The following is a 16,186-nucleotide window of genomic DNA, read 5'->3' on the forward strand; positions in this document are numbered from 1 at the left end:
CCCTTTTCACGCACGCTAACTTAGGCGTTGTTCACGCTTTGAAATGTACAGTCACTTAATATGACTTCCTATTCCGTGCCATTCCGGTCATGAGACTGTCGACACCCTTTCCGAGTGACGACTCGAAGACCAATTTGACTAAAGAGCTGACAGCATGAAGAACCCAGTCGCAGTAAATCGCCTCGCAGAGAACACCGTCTTTCGTAAGGGCGACGTTTTCGTTCTCTTCGGCGAATTGTTCGGTCGCGGATATGCAACCGGCCTTCTCGACGAAGCAAAGCGGGCCGGCATGACGATCGTCGGTGTGACGGTCGGACGGCGCGACGAGAACAACGCGCTTCGCCCGCTCAACGCCGAAGAACTTAGCGAAGCCGAAGCGCGTCTGGGCGGCAAGATCATCAACATCCCGGTCATGGCAGGCTTTGACCTCGATGCGCCCGAGGGCGGCCCGACGCCGACCGAGCTGCTGACCAAGCTGACGCTGGAAAACTGGCAGACAGAAAAGCTCGACTGGGATTATATCCAGAAGTGCCGGGACGCAGGTACCGCACGGTTCAAGAATGCTGTTTCCGAAGTCATGACCGTTCTCGACGGCATGATCGGCGAAGGCCGCAACGTCTTCTTCGCCCACACGATGGCCGGCGGCATTCCGAAGGCGAAGGTTTTCCTCGTCATCGCCAACCGCATCTACAAGGGCACAGCTGCTCGTCACATGTCTTCGCAGGCGCTGATCGAAAGCGATCTGGGCAAGCTCATCTTGCAGAATTTTGACGAAGTTTCCGCCATCACCTTCCAGCATCTGATCGATGCCAGCGCCGCGATCCGTGCGCGCGTCGAGGCTGCCGGCAACCAGGTTCGTTACACTGCCTATGGTTACCATGGCACTGCAGTGCTGATCGACGGCGATTATCGCTGGCAGACCTACACGAACTACACCCAGGGCTATGCCAAGATGCGTCTCGAAGGCATCGCGGAAAAGGCCTGGGGTGCAGGCATCAAGGCCAGCGTCTACAATTGCCCCGAAATCCGCACCAATTCTTCCGACGTCTTTACCGGTATCGAGCTTCCGCTGATCCCGCTGCTTCTGGCGCTGAAGAAGGAAAATGGCGGTGCCTGGGCTGAAAGCCAGTGGCAGGCCTGCGAGAAGCTTCTGAAGGACGAGTTCTCGATGAAGGATGTGCTGCAGAAGATCACCGACATGCAGGGCAGCGCCGTGATGCGTCCGTTCTACGATTTCTCGGCATGGCCGATGGCCAACAGCCAAGAACAGGCTGACCTCACCATCTCGACGTCGAACGAGATTTCCCAGATGCACCGCGACGGCAAGGCTCTGATCAGCGATCTGCTGAGCGTCTTCGTGGTGGAAGCCACCGGCAAGCTCATCTTTGCCGAATCCTCCGAGCCGACCGGCCCGGTCCAGTGGCTCAACCACGACATCGTCGCCCGCCGCCTGAATGCGTCGCATGCCGAGGCTGCCGCGGAAGTTGCTGCCTGAGGCATTTTCAGCCCTGCCTGAAAGCAGGGCTGTTGGATTTCGATATTGGATCAAGGGTGCGGCGGTTTTCGTCGCACCCTTTTTTGTTGGGCTTTTATCAGTCCCAGGCAGGGACGGTCAGATCGCCAAAATGCTTCTTGAGGATGGCGCGGACCTCCGGCGAGTTCTGGTATGTCCTGACGAATTCCTGAACGCTTTTGTTGGCCTCATCTTCCTTTCGAACGAAGAAACGCAGGGCGTAGCGGGTCTGCACGCCGTCGAAGACGAGAGCCGAATTCGGATCGACGCCGAACAGTCCCATGCCGGACGGATATCCCTGGCCGAGATCGACATCATCGAGCGCACGCGGGATCTGCTGGTTCGGCAGTTCGATAATGTCCAGCTTCTTCGGGTTCTCGACGATATCGGCCGGAATGGCTGCCGATGTCAGGCCATCCTTGAGCTTGATCAGGCCGATCGACTGCAGCAGTTCGAGTGCCCGGCCGCCGTTGACCGGATCGTCGGAGATCGCCACTTTCGCGCCTTCCGGCAGTTCTTCGATCGACTTATATTTCTTTGAATAGAGGCCGAGCTTGGTCAGTGTGCCAACGCCCACCGAGACGAAATCGTAACCGGCCTTCTTGGCGTTCTGGTCGAGAAACGGCTGGTGCTGGAAATAGTTGACGTCGATCTCCTTCGATTTCAGCGCCTCGTTGGGAACGACCCAATCGGTGAACTCGATGACCTCAACCTTCAATCCTTTTTCGGCAGCTTCCTTGGCTGCCTGATTGACGGCATCTGCCGAAAGCCCGGCATTTATGCCGATCCTGATCGGGGCAAATTCTTCAGCCTGGGCAAATGTGGGGGAAGAAATGCCGGCCAGCAGGGTGAGGCCAAGCACGGACAGGATCGCGCTGCGGCGTCCGAAAGGGAGTTTCATGATCAAATTCTTTCCTGTTTTTGAAATGTCGTTCAGCCGGTGACGAGCGGACGATCAGGGTCCGAGGACCAGTCCAGCAGCGAGCCGTCGTAGACAACGGAGCGCGCGCCTGCGCCGCTCAGCGTGCGGGCAAAAACGACGTTGCTGGCTGCGACGCCCGCGCCGCAATAGGCGATCAGCGGCGCGTCTGGTTTCACACCTGCATCGACAAATATCTTTTCGATCTGTTGTTGAGAGAGGTAGAGGCCGGTGTCGGGGTCGACGAGAGAAGATGTCGGGACATTGACGCTGCCGGGAATGCGCCCCGGTCGACCATAGGCAATAGGTGCCTCGCCGCGGAAGGCGTCGGCGCCAAGGGCGTTGACCAGAGCCTCGTCTTCCGTGCGGGCGACCACCTCGTCGCTTGCGACGAAGAAGCCGGATCGATAGGTCCAGCCGAAGGGTTTCGAGGCTGCAGGCCGGGCCTTTGCGGCGCCGGTTTCAACCGCCAAGCCGGCATTGGTCCATGCCTTCCAGCCACCATTCAGCACGGCGGCGTTTTCGAAACCGAAGGCGCGGAGCAGGAGCCAGACGCGTGCCGCCCAGCCGGGCTGGCCGGTGGAATAGAGGATGACGCGGCTTTCTGCTCCAACCCCGAGCCTGTTCAAGGCATTGCCGAATTGTTCGGCCGAGGGGAGGGTGAAAAGCAGGTGGTCGGACGGCGTGGAAAGGTCGCGCTCAAGATCGACGAATTGTGCGCCGGGGATATGGCCCGCTTCGAATGCCCCGCGGCCATCGGCGACCGCAAAGCCGCTACCTCCATCCGTCGGGATGACTGTTGAGGTGCAATCAAGGATGACAACGTTCGGATCATCCAGTTGCGTGCTGATTTCCTCGACCGAAGCGAGGTTTCTTGGGTTTTGATAAGTCATGACAATTCTTAGGTTTTTGCTGAAATCGTCATGAGTCTTACACAGCCGTTACGCGGCTGGCGGCAATGCGTGTTCCAAAAATCCGGGCGATCTTAGAAAAAGCGTTACAGTCCCTCTCGATCAGATTGATGCGGAGTGTCGAGAGGGCCTGTTGGCGATATCAAATGCCGCGCTGAACCTGATCGAGGCCGGTCACTGCGATGTCATTCCTGACCTTGGTGACACCCTCGATACTACGAGCGATTTCGTCCGCGCGGACAAGCTCTTCCTGTCTGAGAACGGAGCCTGAAAGCGTGACGGTCGTGCCGCTTGCCGTTACCGTGACATCGCTTGCATCGATGCCGCCGGACGAGGCGAGCGCGTCGGAAACGGCTGCTTCCAGCACTGCCCGACCCGGAAACTCGACCTCGATTTCCGGTGGTGTTTCGTAAAATTTCTGGTGCTTGAAGACCATGTCGATGCCTCCCGTGTTGGAACGGGGGACAACGCATGGCGTGGAGAATGGTTCAGCGCCTGCCTGTCAGGCACCGGTTCCGGTCACCGTGCCGATCATCTCGCTCAACTGCTGTTGCGAGAAAGGTTTGGGCAGTCGGGGCAGGTGGCTGCCACTGCCGTCGGGCAGTTCGGCATAACCGGTGGCAAGCACGACGGGCAGGCCCGGCCATTCTGTGGCGATCTCGGCGGCGAGTTGCGCGCCAGTCATTTTCGGCATGGAATGGTCGGTAATGACGAGATCGATGCGATTGTCTTCCTGCCTCAATGCCGACAGCGCCTCCGGGCCGCTATAGGCCTCGATCACCTGGTGGCCGAGATCTTCCAGCATCAGGGTCGTGTTCATCAGCACGAGCGCATCGTCGTCGACGGCAAGCACGATAAGCGGGCGATCGCCGAGCTTTTCGCCGTTGCCCGGGGCTTGCGCCTTTTCCTTGGGGCAATCCTCTTCATCGATGGTCGGCAGGAAGAGCGACACGGCGGTGCCTTCATGCCTGACGCTTTCGATCGAGAGCATGCCGCCCGATTGTTCCGTCAGTCCCTGAACCATCGACAATCCCAATCCTGTTCCCTTGCCGACACCCTTTGTGGTGAAGAAGGGGGTCGTCGCGCGCGCGACCGTCTCGGGATCCATGCCCTCGCCGGTATCGCGGACGCATATACGCAGATAGTCACCGCTGCGGAGTTTTCCACCCTCTTCGCCAATTTGGTGACGTTCTGCGCTGATCGTCACCGTTCCGCCTTCGCCCATCGCATCGCGGGCATTGACCACAAGATTGAGCAGGGCGGTTTCGAGCTGCACGCCGTCGGTGAGGACATGTGGCAGGTTCGGTGGGAAGCGGGTTTCGATACGCATCGATGAACGCAGCGAGCGTTCGAGAAAATCCATCATGCCGGCGACCAGCGACTGTACGTCGACGGGCCGCATGTTCAGTTCCTGCCGGCGGGAAAAGGCGAGCATGCGCTGCGTCAGGGCCGCGCCGCGTTCCGCACCCTGAAGCGCATTGTCTATCAGCGGGCGAAGGGTCGGGTCGTCGGGCATGCGCTTGCGCAGGATTTCGAGACTGCCCATGATCGCCATCAGCAGGTTGTTGAAATCGTGGGCGATACCGCCGGTCAGCTGGCCGATCGCCTCCATCTTCTGCGCCTGGAACAGGTCTTCACGGGTCTTGGTCAGCGCCTTTTGCGCCTCGACCTTTTCCGTCACGTCGCGGGTGATCTTGGCAAAGCCGATCAGATTTCCGCTTTCATCACGGATGGCATCAATGACGACATGGGCCCAGAAAGTGGTACCGTCATTGCGTTGGCGCAGCCCCTCCCGCTCGACCCTGCCGACACGGCGGGCGATATCGAGATTGCGCTCGGGCTCACCCTTCCCCTGGTCCTCGTCGGTATAGAAGTGGGAAAAATGCCTGCCGATCGCTTCGTCAGCGGTATATCCCTTGATGCGCGCGGCGCCGGCATTCCAGTTGGTGACGAAGCCATCGGGATCGAGCATGTAAAGTGCATAGTCGCTGACGCCGTTGACGAGCAGCTGGAATTTTTCCTCGCTGAGCCGCAGCTCCGCTTCCGCTTTCTTTCGCTCCGTCAGGTCACGCGTCACCTTGGCGAAACCGAGCAGGTGGCCGTTACGGTCCCAGATCGGATCGATGATGGCATGAGCCCAGAAACGGGTGCCGTCCTTGCGGATGCGCCAGCCTTCGCTTTCGTAATGACCGTGGGCTACCGCGGCTTCGATGGCCTGCTCCGGCAGACGGTCGAGGCGGTCCTCATTGGTGTAGAAACGAGAGAAATGGTGGCCGAGGATTTCGGCCGCCTCATAACCCTTGAAACGCTGTGCGCCGGCATTCCAGCTTACGACATGGCCGGATGGATCGAGCATGTAGATGGCATAGTCCGAGATTGCATCCACCAGCAGCCGATAGCGCTCCTGGTCGAGCAGTGAAACGTCGTGACTTTCCATCATTGCATGCATGTTCCCCCCGAAGCCGCACTCTCTCGCGGCTGGGCGCTATCCAACGCACAAACCGAAATTTCGTTCCCGCGGATTTTCTCAATTTACGCTGTATCTTGCTGATACCACTTTATCCGATAGCCTGCCAGAAAAACGGCCATTAACTTGAACAACTCATTACTAAACGTTTCTTTGTACTGGCGGCGTCAATTCCCGTATCAGTTGCTGAAGGCTGCGCTGATCTGAAGCGCCTGTCTTATCGTAGACCGCGCCCAACTGGGATTTGACCGTTCCATCGGAGACGCCCTGCGCTTCGGCAATCTGGTTGCGTGTCAGGCCTTCGGCGACATAGCCCACGACACGACGTTCGGCCGGGGTTAGTGCAAAAAGTGCCGCGACGGCTTCCAGTGCTGTCTGTGTCACGGTTCCTGCGGCAGCTACGAAAATTGCGGCGGCGGCATTGCGCTCGTATCCACCGCCCTCTCGTCGGCGCTGGAGAGGCAGGACATGCGCAACTGCCGGCCTTTCGCTCGAGCCAAGCGGAACGTCGATGCCGGCGGCGCCGAGCCTGATTTCATCGCGCGCACCAAGCAAGACAGCGGTCGATAATGCGTTGCAGGCATACTCATTCAGGCAGGTCAATTTGCCGGCATGGGCACGCAGGACATGTTGTTCGCGCAGTCTTGCTTCAGCAGTCTCGTTGGCAAAGAGGATCGACATGTCGTCTGCGACGATGAAGACCGCATGGTCGAGTGCATTGATCACCTGACGAAGAACCGCGCTCTGATCCCGCTCGATCTCTAGCATGTCGTGAATGGTCACCGCCCGCCTTATATGCGGGCCGAGCAGGCCAAGGAGATTGAAGATCGCCGGATCCTTCGGTTGATATTTGACCGAAATGTTGATCGTACCGACGCGTTGCGGGCGTTTCAGGATCGCCATGTCGATCGAGTTCAAAACGCCGTAGCGGGAATGGAAATTGCGATAGAGATCGCCGCGCTGCCAGATGTCTTCGCCGTCCGGGCCGTAAAGTGCGAACATCCGCTCCAGCGTATCCGGTTCGTCGAGTTCCATCCGGTGCAGCAGATGGAAGAAGGGCACATCCTTCGCATATCGAATGAGGGTGCGTATGGCTTCCTCGTCATCGCAGGCGATTTGCGCAAGGCTTGCGGATCGGGTCTGCGTATCGAAGACCGCAATGGTCGTCAGAAAGCCGTCAATCCTTTCGTTGATCAGACGCATGGCATTGGGCCACGACGCCTCGCTGGCGACGCAGTCGTAAATCGCGCCGATGATTTCAGACAGTTTATGGTCCATGCGATGATCCTGCGCCTGCCGTGCCATGGCGGTCAATCTTGACAATCTGCAATTGTGATAATGTTTCGGAAAATATTGTTCATCCCCCGCACGGGAGATGCGCGGAGCGCCGTCTTTCCTAGAAATTGCGCCGGCCGGACGGGAGTTCCGGCATCAAGCACATTTTTTGGAGATGACACGCATGACGCGAATAAAAACGTTGTTGGCAATGCTTCTCGTATCTGCCGCCTTGCCGGCGGTGGCTGTTGCGGGCGGCGGCCTGCCCGACAAGGTGCGGGAGGCAAATGCCCGGTTCAAGGATGTGAAACAGGCGGTGAAGGAAGGCTATTCGCCCATTCCCTGCACGAGTGGCGTGGATGGCGGGGCGATGGGCATTCATTATGTCAATGCCGACCTGATCAAGGACGAGGCTATCGATCTCTCCAGGCCAGAGGCCGTGATGTACGAGCCGGACACGCATGGCCGTATGGAATTGGTGGCGGTGGAATATATCACGACCAAAGGTCCGGCCAATCTGGAGGGGCAGTTGTTCAGCCTGACCGGAGCGCCCAATCGATACGGACTGCCGGCTTTCTACGAGCTGCATGTCTGGGCCTGGCGCAAAAACCCCAAGGGCACGTTTGCCGACTTCAATCCGAATGTCAGCTGCGAGCACGCTCATGCCCAGGCAGAGACGCCCGGGCCGGCAAAAAGGCAGGCACTGCTGTCGACCGCTGCCGGTCACGTCCAGTAATTGCGCCAGACAGGCGTCTCATTATTCCATCAAGGAGAATTCCTATGCCTCAGTTCGTTATCGAGCGAAACATTCCTGGTCTTGGAGACATGGACCAGCAGACACTGAAGGAAATTTCGGCCAAGTCGAACGCGGTCGTCGATGGGCTGGGTGAGCCCTATACCTGGATCACCAGCTATGTGACGGGCGACAAGATGTATTGCGTCCACGAGGCCGAAAGCGCCGAGGCGATCTATCGTCACGCCAGAGAGGGCGGGTTCCCTGCGGACCGCGTGACGGAGATCACCGGCCTCATCGGACCGCATTCGGGCCGGTGAGCGCGGTGGAGGGCGGCCGGCGAGGGGCCGCCCTCCACTTGTTCAACCCGACTTTCTCCTGCAGCCAGAGGTTTTGCCGCCTGCGCCAATGTTGACAGTTTTCCTTTTATGAATTACGACTGACGAAAAATAAAATTCGTCAGTCGTAATTTGTGAGGGCTTATGGATAGTGCCGACATGCAGGCCGAAGCCGTGCGTCAGGAAAACATCACCCGGATTCTCGATGCGGCCGAGCGGCTGTTCAAGCACTACGGTTATTCGAAGACGAATGTTGCCGACATCGCCAAGGATCTGGGGATGTCGCCGGCAAACATCTATCGGTTCTTCTCGTCCAAGTCTGAAATTCACCGGGCGCTGGCTGACAGGCTGTTGAATTCCGGCCGTGCGGTCGCGCTTGAAAATGCCGCGCGGCCTGTGAGTGCCGCAGAGCGAATACGCGACCATTTCCTGCAGCAGCACGCCATCACGGTGGAGACCCTGCTGCATGAGAACAAGGTGCACGAGATGGTAATCGTCGCCATTCAGGAGCAGTGGTCGGTGATCGAGGACCACATCATGCAGATGCGCGCGATCGTTGCCGGCATCATCCGCGAGGGTATTGTCGCCGGTGAGTTTCGCGCTCAAGATGCAGACGCTGCCGCGGAATGTCTTTGTGATAGTACGGTGACCCTCTGTCACCCGCAAATCATCGCCGAATGCCTGATCGAGAACCGTCGCACGACGCCGGCCGATCTGGTCGATTTCGCCATCAGGGCGCTGAAATAGAAACACCTCGAAATCAATAGCCGGTGTCTTGAGGGCACCTTCTTCAATCGCCACCGGGAGTGGGGGCCATGTCCGTGATCCAAATTCGACGTTCTTGCGTTTTCGCAAAAGGGCTGCTTGTCGCAGTCGCTCTCAGCGCCCTTACGGCCTGCTCGGAAGAGAAAAAGGTTGAGGCACCTGATCCCGTCCGACCGGTTAAGGTCGTCGAGATCGGTGGACCGGAGATCGGCCGCAGCCTCGTCTATTCGGGCTCGGTGCGCGCCAGAACCGAGATGAACCTCGGCTTCCGCGTTGCCGGCAAGATCACCGAGCGCCTTGTCGATGTGGGTGACCGGGTTGAGCCCGGCACCATTCTCGCAAGGCTTGATGCGGTCGATTACCAGCTTTCGGTCCGTCGCGCAGATGCCGATCTTACCTCGGCGCAGAAGCAGGTTGAGATTACCGGGCTTGCCCGCAAGCGCGCCGAAACGCTGGCGGAAAAGAGCGTGACCTCGCAATCGCAGCTCGAACAGGCGCAACTTGCCGCCGATCAGGCGCAATCACAGCTGCAATCGGCTGAATCGGCGCTCGAAGAAGCGCAGAACCAGGTTGCCTATACCGAGCTGAAGGCAACGCAGAACGGCATCGTGACGACTGTCAGCGCTGATGTCGGCCAGGTTGTCAGCGCCGGAACGACGGTGGTTGCCGTTGCCGTCGATGGCGAGAAGGAAGTGCAGATTGCGGTGCCGGAAACGGATATCGTGCATTTCAAGCCGGGCAAGGCGGTCAAGGCCAGCTTCTGGTCGACAAGGGATCTGGTGCTTGAGGGCAAGGTTCGCGAAGTTGCCGGCAGCGCCGATGCGCAGTCCCGTACCTTTGCCGTCCGCGTCAGCCTTCCAGCCGACGACCGTGTGCTGATCGGCATGACGGCAACGATCGATGCGGTCGAGGACAATGTGGTGCCGACCTTCGGCGTGCCGCTCGCAGCGCTTGCCCAGAAGGACGGCAAGCCGGTTGTCTGGATCGTTGAGCGCGACAAGGGCGAGGTCAGTTCCCGCGCCGTCAAGGTCGCCGGTTATGGCGACAGTGTCGCCCGCATCTCGGAAGGGCTTGCCAAGGGTGACCTCGTGGTCTCTGCCGGTACCCAGTTCATGCGGGACGGGTTGAAGGTCAAACTGCCCGAGACGGTTGCGTCACGCTTCGGCAGCGTTTCGACCCAGTCCACTGCTTCGATACAGCCTTAATCGCCCTGCGCTGAAAAGGACAACGCCAATGAGTTCCTCCAATCAGGCACATCCGCAGCAAAAGGGCGGTTTCAACCTGTCGCGCTGGGCGATCGGCCATCCGAGCATCGCGCGCTTCCTGTTCGGCCTCATCATCGTTATGGGTGCGCTCGGCATCATGAACATGGGGCAGAAGGAAGATCCCGACTTCACCTTCCGCGTCATGGTTGTGCAGAGCGCCTGGCCGGGCGCCTCGGTCGACGAGATGCAGAACCAGGTGGTCAACAAGATCGAGCGCAAGCTGCAGGAAACCCCGCATCTTGACTGGATCAAGTCCGACACGCGCGCGGGTTTCTCGATCTCGACCATCCAGGTCAAGGGCGATACGAATGCTCAGGAAGTCGCCGACGCCTTCTACCAGGTGCGCAAGAAGATCAGCGACATCAAGCAGGACCTGCCGACCGGGCTGCGCGGCCCCTATTTCAACGACGAATTCGGTGACACCTATATCACCCTGCATGCAATTACCGGCGACGGTTACGGTTATCCGGAGCTGAAGAAGTTCGCCATCCAGGCGCGTGACATGCTGCTCACCGTGCCGGGTGTCGAAAAGGCGACCATTCTCGGCGACCAGCCGCAGAAGATCTTCATCGACGTTTCCTCCAAGGCGCTTGCCGAGCGTGGCCTGACCGTCACCGACATCCAGACGGCACTCGCCGGCCAGAACGATATCGATGCATCCGGCAGCGTCCAGACTGCCGACCGTTCGGTGCGCATCTCTGTCGAGGGCGGCGTGACGACGCCGGAGGATATTCGCGAACTGAGGATCAAGACCGGCAACCAGGTCATCCGGCTCGGCGATATCGCCACCGTCAAGGACGGGCTGGTCGATCCCTATGAGCGCAAGTTCCGTTTCAATGGACATGACAGCGTGCAGCTGGGCATCGTCATGGCGAACGGCTTCAAGGTGACGGATGTCGGCCACAACGTCGAGGCAATGTACGAGCGGTTTGCCGAAACGCTGCCGATCGGTGCCGAAGTGCACCAGATTTCCAACCAGCCGGAAGTCGTGACCGAAGCTGTCGGCGAATTTACCCAGGCACTGATGGAGGCGCTGGCAATCGTGCTCGTCGTCTCGCTGATCTCGATCGGCTGGCGCTCGGGCATCGTGATCGCGATCGCCATTCCGCTGGTACTCGCAGCAACGCTCGCCATCATGTATTATCTCGGCATCGAGCTGCAGCGTATCTCGCTCGGCGCGCTGATCATTGCTCTCGGCTTGCTGGTCGACGACGCGATGATCGTGGTCGAGATGATGGAGCGGAAGCTGGAAGAGGGGCTTCCGCGGCTCGAGGCTGCGACCTTCGCCTATTCCTCCACCGCCTTCCCGATGCTGACCGGCACGCTGATCACCACCGCCGGCTTCATTCCGGTAGGCTTCGCGGATTCGACCGCCGGTGAATATGTGCGTTCGCTGTTCTATGTGGTCGGCATCGCGCTGGTCGTGTCGTGGTTCGTAGCGGTCTATTTCACGCCTTGGCTCGGCTACATGCTGTTGAAGCAGCGCGCCCATGCGGGGACAGGCCATCATCACGACGCCTATGATACGCGGATGTATCGCGGCGTGCGGCATGCGGTGACCTGGGCCGTCCGCCACAAGGCGATTATCCTTCTCTCCACGCTCGGCATCTTTGCCGGCAGCCTGTGGTCGTTCCAGTTCATTCCGCAGAGCTTCTTCCCGCAATCGTCGCGGCCGGAAATCCTGGTCGACATGTGGCTGCCGGAAGGGACCGCGATCGAGGAAGTGGAACGTCAGGCCAAGGCGCTCGAAGACAAGATCATGCCCGATCAGGACAAGACCTTCATCGCCACCTTTATCGGTGAAGGCGCACCGCGCTTCTTCCTGCCGCTCGACCAGCAGCTTCGCAACCCGAACTATGCCCAGCTGTTGATCATGTCCAAGGGGCTGGAAGAGCGCGAGCGGATGATCGTCAAGTTGCGGCAGATACTGGCCGACGATTTCCCGACCGTGCGCAGCAAGGTCGACCGCCTGTTCCTCGGCCCGCCGACCGGCTGGCCTGTGCAGATGCGCGTCATCGGTCCCGACAAGGCTGAAGTGCGCCGTATCGCCGATCAGGTGAAGGAGCGTTACCACCAGAACCCGCTTTTCGGTTCGATCCACGACGACTGGATGGAGCCGGTGCCGGGCATGAAGCTGGTCATCGATCAGGACCGCGCCCGTGCGCTCGGCGTCTCGTCTCAGCGCGTGCGGCAAATGCTGCAGGCTGCAACCGCCGGTGCTCCACTTGCCGATTTCCGCGATGGCGAGGAAACAGTCTCGATCGTCCTGCGCGAACCGGATGCGACCCGCGACCTGCTCTCTGCCGTGCAGTCGGTCTATGTGCCGACCGATTTTGGTGGCTTCGTGCCGGTGTCGCAGATCGCTGAAGTCGTGCCCGTCATGGAGCAGGGGATCGAATGGCGGCGCGACCGCCTGCCGACGATCACCGTCAAGGCAACGCTGCCTGATGGTATCGAGTCGACCCAGGCATCGATCAACTTCTACAATTCCATCGCCGACCTGAGATCTGCACTTCCGGCCGGTTACAAGATCGAGATCCAGGGTGGCGCGGAGGATGCTGCCGAAAGTCAGGCATCGATTGCCGCCAAGGCGCCGATCATGCTGCTCGTCATCATGTTGCTCCTGATGATGCAGCTGAGGCATTTCGGCAAGGCGATGCTGGTGCTGGCCACCGGTCCGCTCGGCATCATCGGCGCTGCAATGGCGCTGTTGATCACCGGCGCGCCTTTCGGCTTCGTGGCGATCCTCGGTGTCATCGCGTTGCTCGGCATCATCATCCGCAACTCGATCATCCTGATCGACCAGATCGACCAGGATATTGCGGCGGGCATGCATCGTCAGGAGGCGATCATCGGCGCTGCCGTGCGCCGTTTTCGGCCGATCATGCTGACCGCAATGACGGCGGTGCTGGCGCTGATCCCGATTTCCTGGGGTCTGTTCTGGGGACCGCTCGCCTATGCGATGATGGGCGGTATCATGGTCGCCACCGTGCTGACCATCCTGGTCCTGCCTGCGGGTTACGCCCTGTTCTTCGGCCGCGAGCCGAAGGTGAAGGCGGGCGAAAACGAGAAGCCGCCTGCCAATCAGGGTGATCTGTTCGAAGGTCGTCGGGATCTACCGATGGCTGCGGAATAAGAGCTTGGGCGCCGGCCTGTTCAGGCAGGCGCCTTCGCTCCGTCTATCTCGCCGATGCGGCAATCCGGTCCGATATTTTGTCTGGCCTCACCGCTTTGCCGCCCGTTATGATCGGGAACCGTCAATTACATCCTGAGGCAGGCATGAGCGACAGCGCAGTTCAGACCGACGAAATCCTTTTCGACCGCATCGGGTCGGCGGCGATCATCAGGCTCAACAGGCCGAAGGCGCTGAACAGCCTCAACCTTGCCATGGTGCATGCGATGAAGCCGGCGATGGAGCGCTTCGCCGGGAGCCCTGAGATTTCCTGCGTTATCTTGATGGGCGAGGGCGAGCGTGGGCTTTGCGCCGGCGGTGATATCCGGGCCATCTATCAGCTCGGCAAGGCGCATGATCCGGAAGTTACCCGGTTCTGGCGCGAGGAATTTCCGATCAACTACACGATCGCGCGTTATCCCAAACCCTATGTGGCAGTGATGGACGGCATCGTCATGGGTGGCGGCGTCGGCGTCTCGTCGCATGGAAAGCACCGGATCGTTACCGAACGGACGAAGCTTGCGATGCCGGAAACCGGGATCGGTTACGTGCCCGATGTCGGTGCGACTTGGCTTTTGCCGCGTGCGCCGGGTGAGGCAGGGACGTGGATGGGTCTGACCGGCGAGGTCGTCGGTGCCGCGGACGCGATCTATGCAGGTTTCGCGGATTACCATGTGCCTTCGGAACAGCTCGGTGCGATGACAGAAGCGCTGAGCGCACTCCGTGCCGGGGCGTCGGACGCGGATGTGGCTGCGGTGATCGGCAGGTTTTCGACTGCGCCGGGAGAGAGCAGGCTTGAAGCGCAGCGGGCGCTGATCGACCGGGTGTTTTCCTTCGATACTATCGAAGAGATCCTTGCGGCATTGGACAGGGAAGAAGGCGATTTCGCCGAGTTCACGCGGGGCGTGATCGCCAAGCGTTCGCCGACAAGCCTCAAACTGACGCTGAGATTGCTGCGTGCCGGGCGGAAAAGCTCAAGCCTGGTGGAATGCCTGGAGCGGGAATTCACCGTCGCTTCGGAGCTTCTACGCAACCGCGATTTCTATGAGGGCGTGCGTGCTGCGGTGATCGACAAGGATCGCAATCCGCAATGGCAGCCTGCGACGCTTTCCGAGGTGACGGAGGCGGAGCTGGATCGGTATTTCGTCGGCGGGCATGCGCCGTTGTTTGCGGATCACCGGTTGTAGCTCTGGCTCAGAGCGAGGGGCTATGGCCGCAAGCACCTACACCCACGCAGGCAAAGCCAACGTGGTTGAAGCGGGAATGGGGGCAGGCAGTGGGTATTGGGGTATGAGGTAGATCTTGGTCTGCCTGCCCCGGCCGGTTCATCCGGTTTTCCCGAGACTTGTCAGTTCCCGTTCGACCGCATTCCTCGACCATCATCGGAAACCGGTCTGCGACCCGTTGAACGAGGGCCGGTTCGCGAGGCCGGTTCCCATCCGATGACGGGGAGATTGTCGCGCTATTGCCCGGCGCGAGGATGAAATTGATCCTGCATTCGGGCCAAGTCCTTTCGGGACAAGGCGAATAATTTCCAGGTCCGGTCATATCATCCCCGCTCATTGTTTGGCTGATATCATGCCGGCCTGAATGTCGGCGGCGTGTCAGGCCGATTGCGGAATGCGGGCGATGACCTTGATTTCGAAATCGAAGCCGGAGAGCCAGGTGGTGCCGATGGCGGTCCAGTTGGGATAGGGGGCTGCTGGGAAAATGCGGCTCTTCACCTCCATGATCGTGCTGAACTGGTTGTCCGGGTCGGTGTGGAAGGTGGTGACGTCGATGATGTCGTCCAGCCCGGCGCCGGCGGCCTTCAGGACGGATTTGAGATTGTCGAAGGCGAGTTCGACCTGGGCCTTGAAATCCGGTTCCGGGGTGCCGTCCTCACGGCTGCCGACCTGGCCCGAGATGAACAGGAGATCGCCGGAGCGGATGGCGGCGGAATAACCGTGCTGCTCATAAAGGGCGTGGCGGTTCGGTGGGAAAATGGTTTCGCGCTTTGTCATGATTTGACCTTTCCTTGCAATTTCTGGAATCGCGCATCCGATGGAATGCGACTTCACAAGCCGGGGGCGAATTTGATATACGGCTCGTATGTAAGGTGGTCGCATACGCATCGTATGTCAAGTTCATATACGCATCGTATCTGAAATCCGGAGTCCGTCATGGCTGGAAAACGTCTGGAAAAGATGGAAGAGAACCGCGCGAAACTGATCGCTGCAGCGCGTAAGGCCTTTGCGGAAAGGGGTTACGCGCATGCCTCGATGGACGATCTGACGGCGGAGGCCGGGCTGACGCGCGGGGCGCTCTATCATAATTTCGGCGACAAGCGTGGTCTGCTGGCGGCGGTTGTAGATCGGCTCGACGGGGAGATGGCGGCCCGTGCCCGAGAGATTGCAGCGAAGAAGGCAGGCGGCGACGAGGGAGATATCTGGCAGGCGCTGCTCGCCGAAGGAGCGGCCTATATCGAGATGGCGCTCGACCCGGAAATCCAGCGGATCGTGCTGCTCGACGGGCCGGCGGTGCTTGGCGATCCGTCGCAGTGGCCGAGCCAGAACAGCTGCCTTGCCGAGACGCGCAAGGGGGTGCGGTCTCTGGTCGAAAGCGGGGTGATGAAGCCCGTCGATATCGAGGCCGCGTCGCGGTTGCTAAACGGTGCGGCGCTCAACGCCGCGCTCTGGGTCGCAGCAAGCGACAACCCGGCGGAGGTGCTGCCCAAGGCGGTGGAAGCTTTTGCGATGATGGCGGGCGGATTGAAGGCGTAGTCGCGATATTTGTTGGCTGGCAACCGATTTCCTTGTTTCGGCGTTATGGTATTCACGTCCATCGCC

Annotated in this window: 14 protein-coding genes; 8 read left to right on the forward strand and 6 right to left on the reverse strand. The window is 59.8% G+C overall.

Annotated features, from left to right (window positions below; genetic code table 11):
- Positions 1–154 precede the first annotated feature (154 nt).
- Positions 155–1,495: an enoyl-acyl carrier protein reductase FabMG gene (locus ACI3K0_RS17520; RefSeq protein WP_183820936.1), complete on the forward strand. Its 1,341-nt coding sequence runs from the start codon at positions 155–157 to the stop codon at positions 1,493–1,495.
- 97 nt (positions 1,496–1,592) lie between these two features.
- On the opposite strand, the gene ACI3K0_RS17525 is transcribed toward ACI3K0_RS17520, so the two are convergent.
- The 5 genes from ACI3K0_RS17525 to ACI3K0_RS17545 form a co-directional block, all read right to left on the reverse strand.
- Positions 1,593–2,414: a MetQ/NlpA family ABC transporter substrate-binding protein gene (locus ACI3K0_RS17525; protein WP_404945802.1), complete on the reverse strand. Its 822-nt coding sequence runs from the start codon at positions 2,412–2,414 to the stop codon at positions 1,593–1,595.
- 32 nt (positions 2,415–2,446) lie between these two features.
- Positions 2,447–3,325: a sulfurtransferase gene (locus ACI3K0_RS17530; protein WP_404945803.1), complete on the reverse strand. Its 879-nt coding sequence runs from the start codon at positions 3,323–3,325 to the stop codon at positions 2,447–2,449.
- Positions 3,326–3,485: 160 nt separating this feature from the next.
- Positions 3,486–3,779, reverse strand: coding sequence for a BON domain-containing protein (locus ACI3K0_RS17535; protein ID WP_404945804.1), 294 nt, complete (start codon positions 3,777–3,779; stop codon positions 3,486–3,488).
- 66 nt (positions 3,780–3,845) lie between these two features.
- Positions 3,846–5,783: a PAS domain S-box protein gene (locus tag ACI3K0_RS17540; protein ID WP_394353624.1), complete on the reverse strand. Its 1,938-nt coding sequence runs from the start codon at positions 5,781–5,783 to the stop codon at positions 3,846–3,848.
- A 168-nt stretch (positions 5,784–5,951) separates the two neighbouring features.
- Positions 5,952–7,088: a helix-turn-helix transcriptional regulator gene (locus ACI3K0_RS17545; RefSeq protein WP_404945805.1), complete on the reverse strand. Its 1,137-nt coding sequence runs from the start codon at positions 7,086–7,088 to the stop codon at positions 5,952–5,954.
- A 181-nt stretch (positions 7,089–7,269) separates the two neighbouring features.
- Here ACI3K0_RS17545 and ACI3K0_RS17550 point away from each other — a divergent pair, with 181 nt between their 5' ends.
- The 6 genes from ACI3K0_RS17550 to ACI3K0_RS17575 all read left to right on the forward strand — a co-directional run bounded on the left by ACI3K0_RS17550 (position 7,270) and on the right by ACI3K0_RS17575 (position 14,545).
- The gene (locus ACI3K0_RS17550; RefSeq protein ID WP_404945806.1) at positions 7,270–7,821 is read left to right on the forward strand and encodes a hypothetical protein; all 552 of its coding nucleotides are present in this window, start codon (positions 7,270–7,272) and stop codon (positions 7,819–7,821) included.
- A gap of 44 nt (positions 7,822–7,865) precedes the next feature.
- Positions 7,866–8,138 (forward strand): DUF4242 domain-containing protein, encoded by a 273-nt coding sequence (locus tag ACI3K0_RS17555; RefSeq protein WP_148143109.1) that lies wholly within the window; start codon positions 7,866–7,868, stop codon positions 8,136–8,138.
- A 162-nt stretch (positions 8,139–8,300) separates the two neighbouring features.
- The gene (locus tag ACI3K0_RS17560; protein WP_183685270.1) at positions 8,301–8,903 is read left to right on the forward strand and encodes a TetR family transcriptional regulator; all 603 of its coding nucleotides are present in this window, start codon (positions 8,301–8,303) and stop codon (positions 8,901–8,903) included.
- Positions 8,904–8,962: 59 nt separating this feature from the next.
- Complete coding sequence (locus tag ACI3K0_RS17565; RefSeq protein ID WP_404945807.1) at positions 8,963–10,126, forward strand: efflux RND transporter periplasmic adaptor subunit; 1,164 nt, start codon at positions 8,963–8,965, stop codon at positions 10,124–10,126.
- 28 nt (positions 10,127–10,154) lie between these two features.
- Entirely contained in the window at positions 10,155–13,322 is a 3,168-nt protein-coding gene (locus tag ACI3K0_RS17570) for an efflux RND transporter permease subunit (RefSeq protein WP_404945808.1), read from the forward strand.
- Between the two features lie 143 nt (positions 13,323–13,465).
- Entirely contained in the window at positions 13,466–14,545 is a 1,080-nt protein-coding gene (locus ACI3K0_RS17575; RefSeq protein ID WP_404945809.1) for an enoyl-CoA hydratase/isomerase family protein, read from the forward strand.
- 417 nt (positions 14,546–14,962) lie between these two features.
- Here ACI3K0_RS17575 and ACI3K0_RS17580 read toward each other — a convergent pair whose 3' ends face one another.
- Positions 14,963–15,361, reverse strand: a complete 399-nt coding sequence (locus ACI3K0_RS17580) for a RidA family protein (RefSeq protein ID WP_404945810.1) — start codon at positions 15,359–15,361, stop codon at positions 14,963–14,965.
- 159 nt (positions 15,362–15,520) lie between these two features.
- Here ACI3K0_RS17580 and ACI3K0_RS17585 point away from each other — a divergent pair, with 159 nt between their 5' ends.
- Entirely contained in the window at positions 15,521–16,120 is a 600-nt protein-coding gene (locus tag ACI3K0_RS17585; RefSeq protein ID WP_404945811.1) for a TetR/AcrR family transcriptional regulator, read from the forward strand.
- The last annotated feature ends 66 nt before the right edge of the window (positions 16,121–16,186 follow it).

The sequence above is a fragment of the Rhizobium sp. ZW T2_16 genome, assembly GCF_044987325.1.
Taxonomy (GTDB): Bacteria; Pseudomonadota; Alphaproteobacteria; order Rhizobiales; family Rhizobiaceae; genus Neorhizobium; species Neorhizobium cellulosilyticum.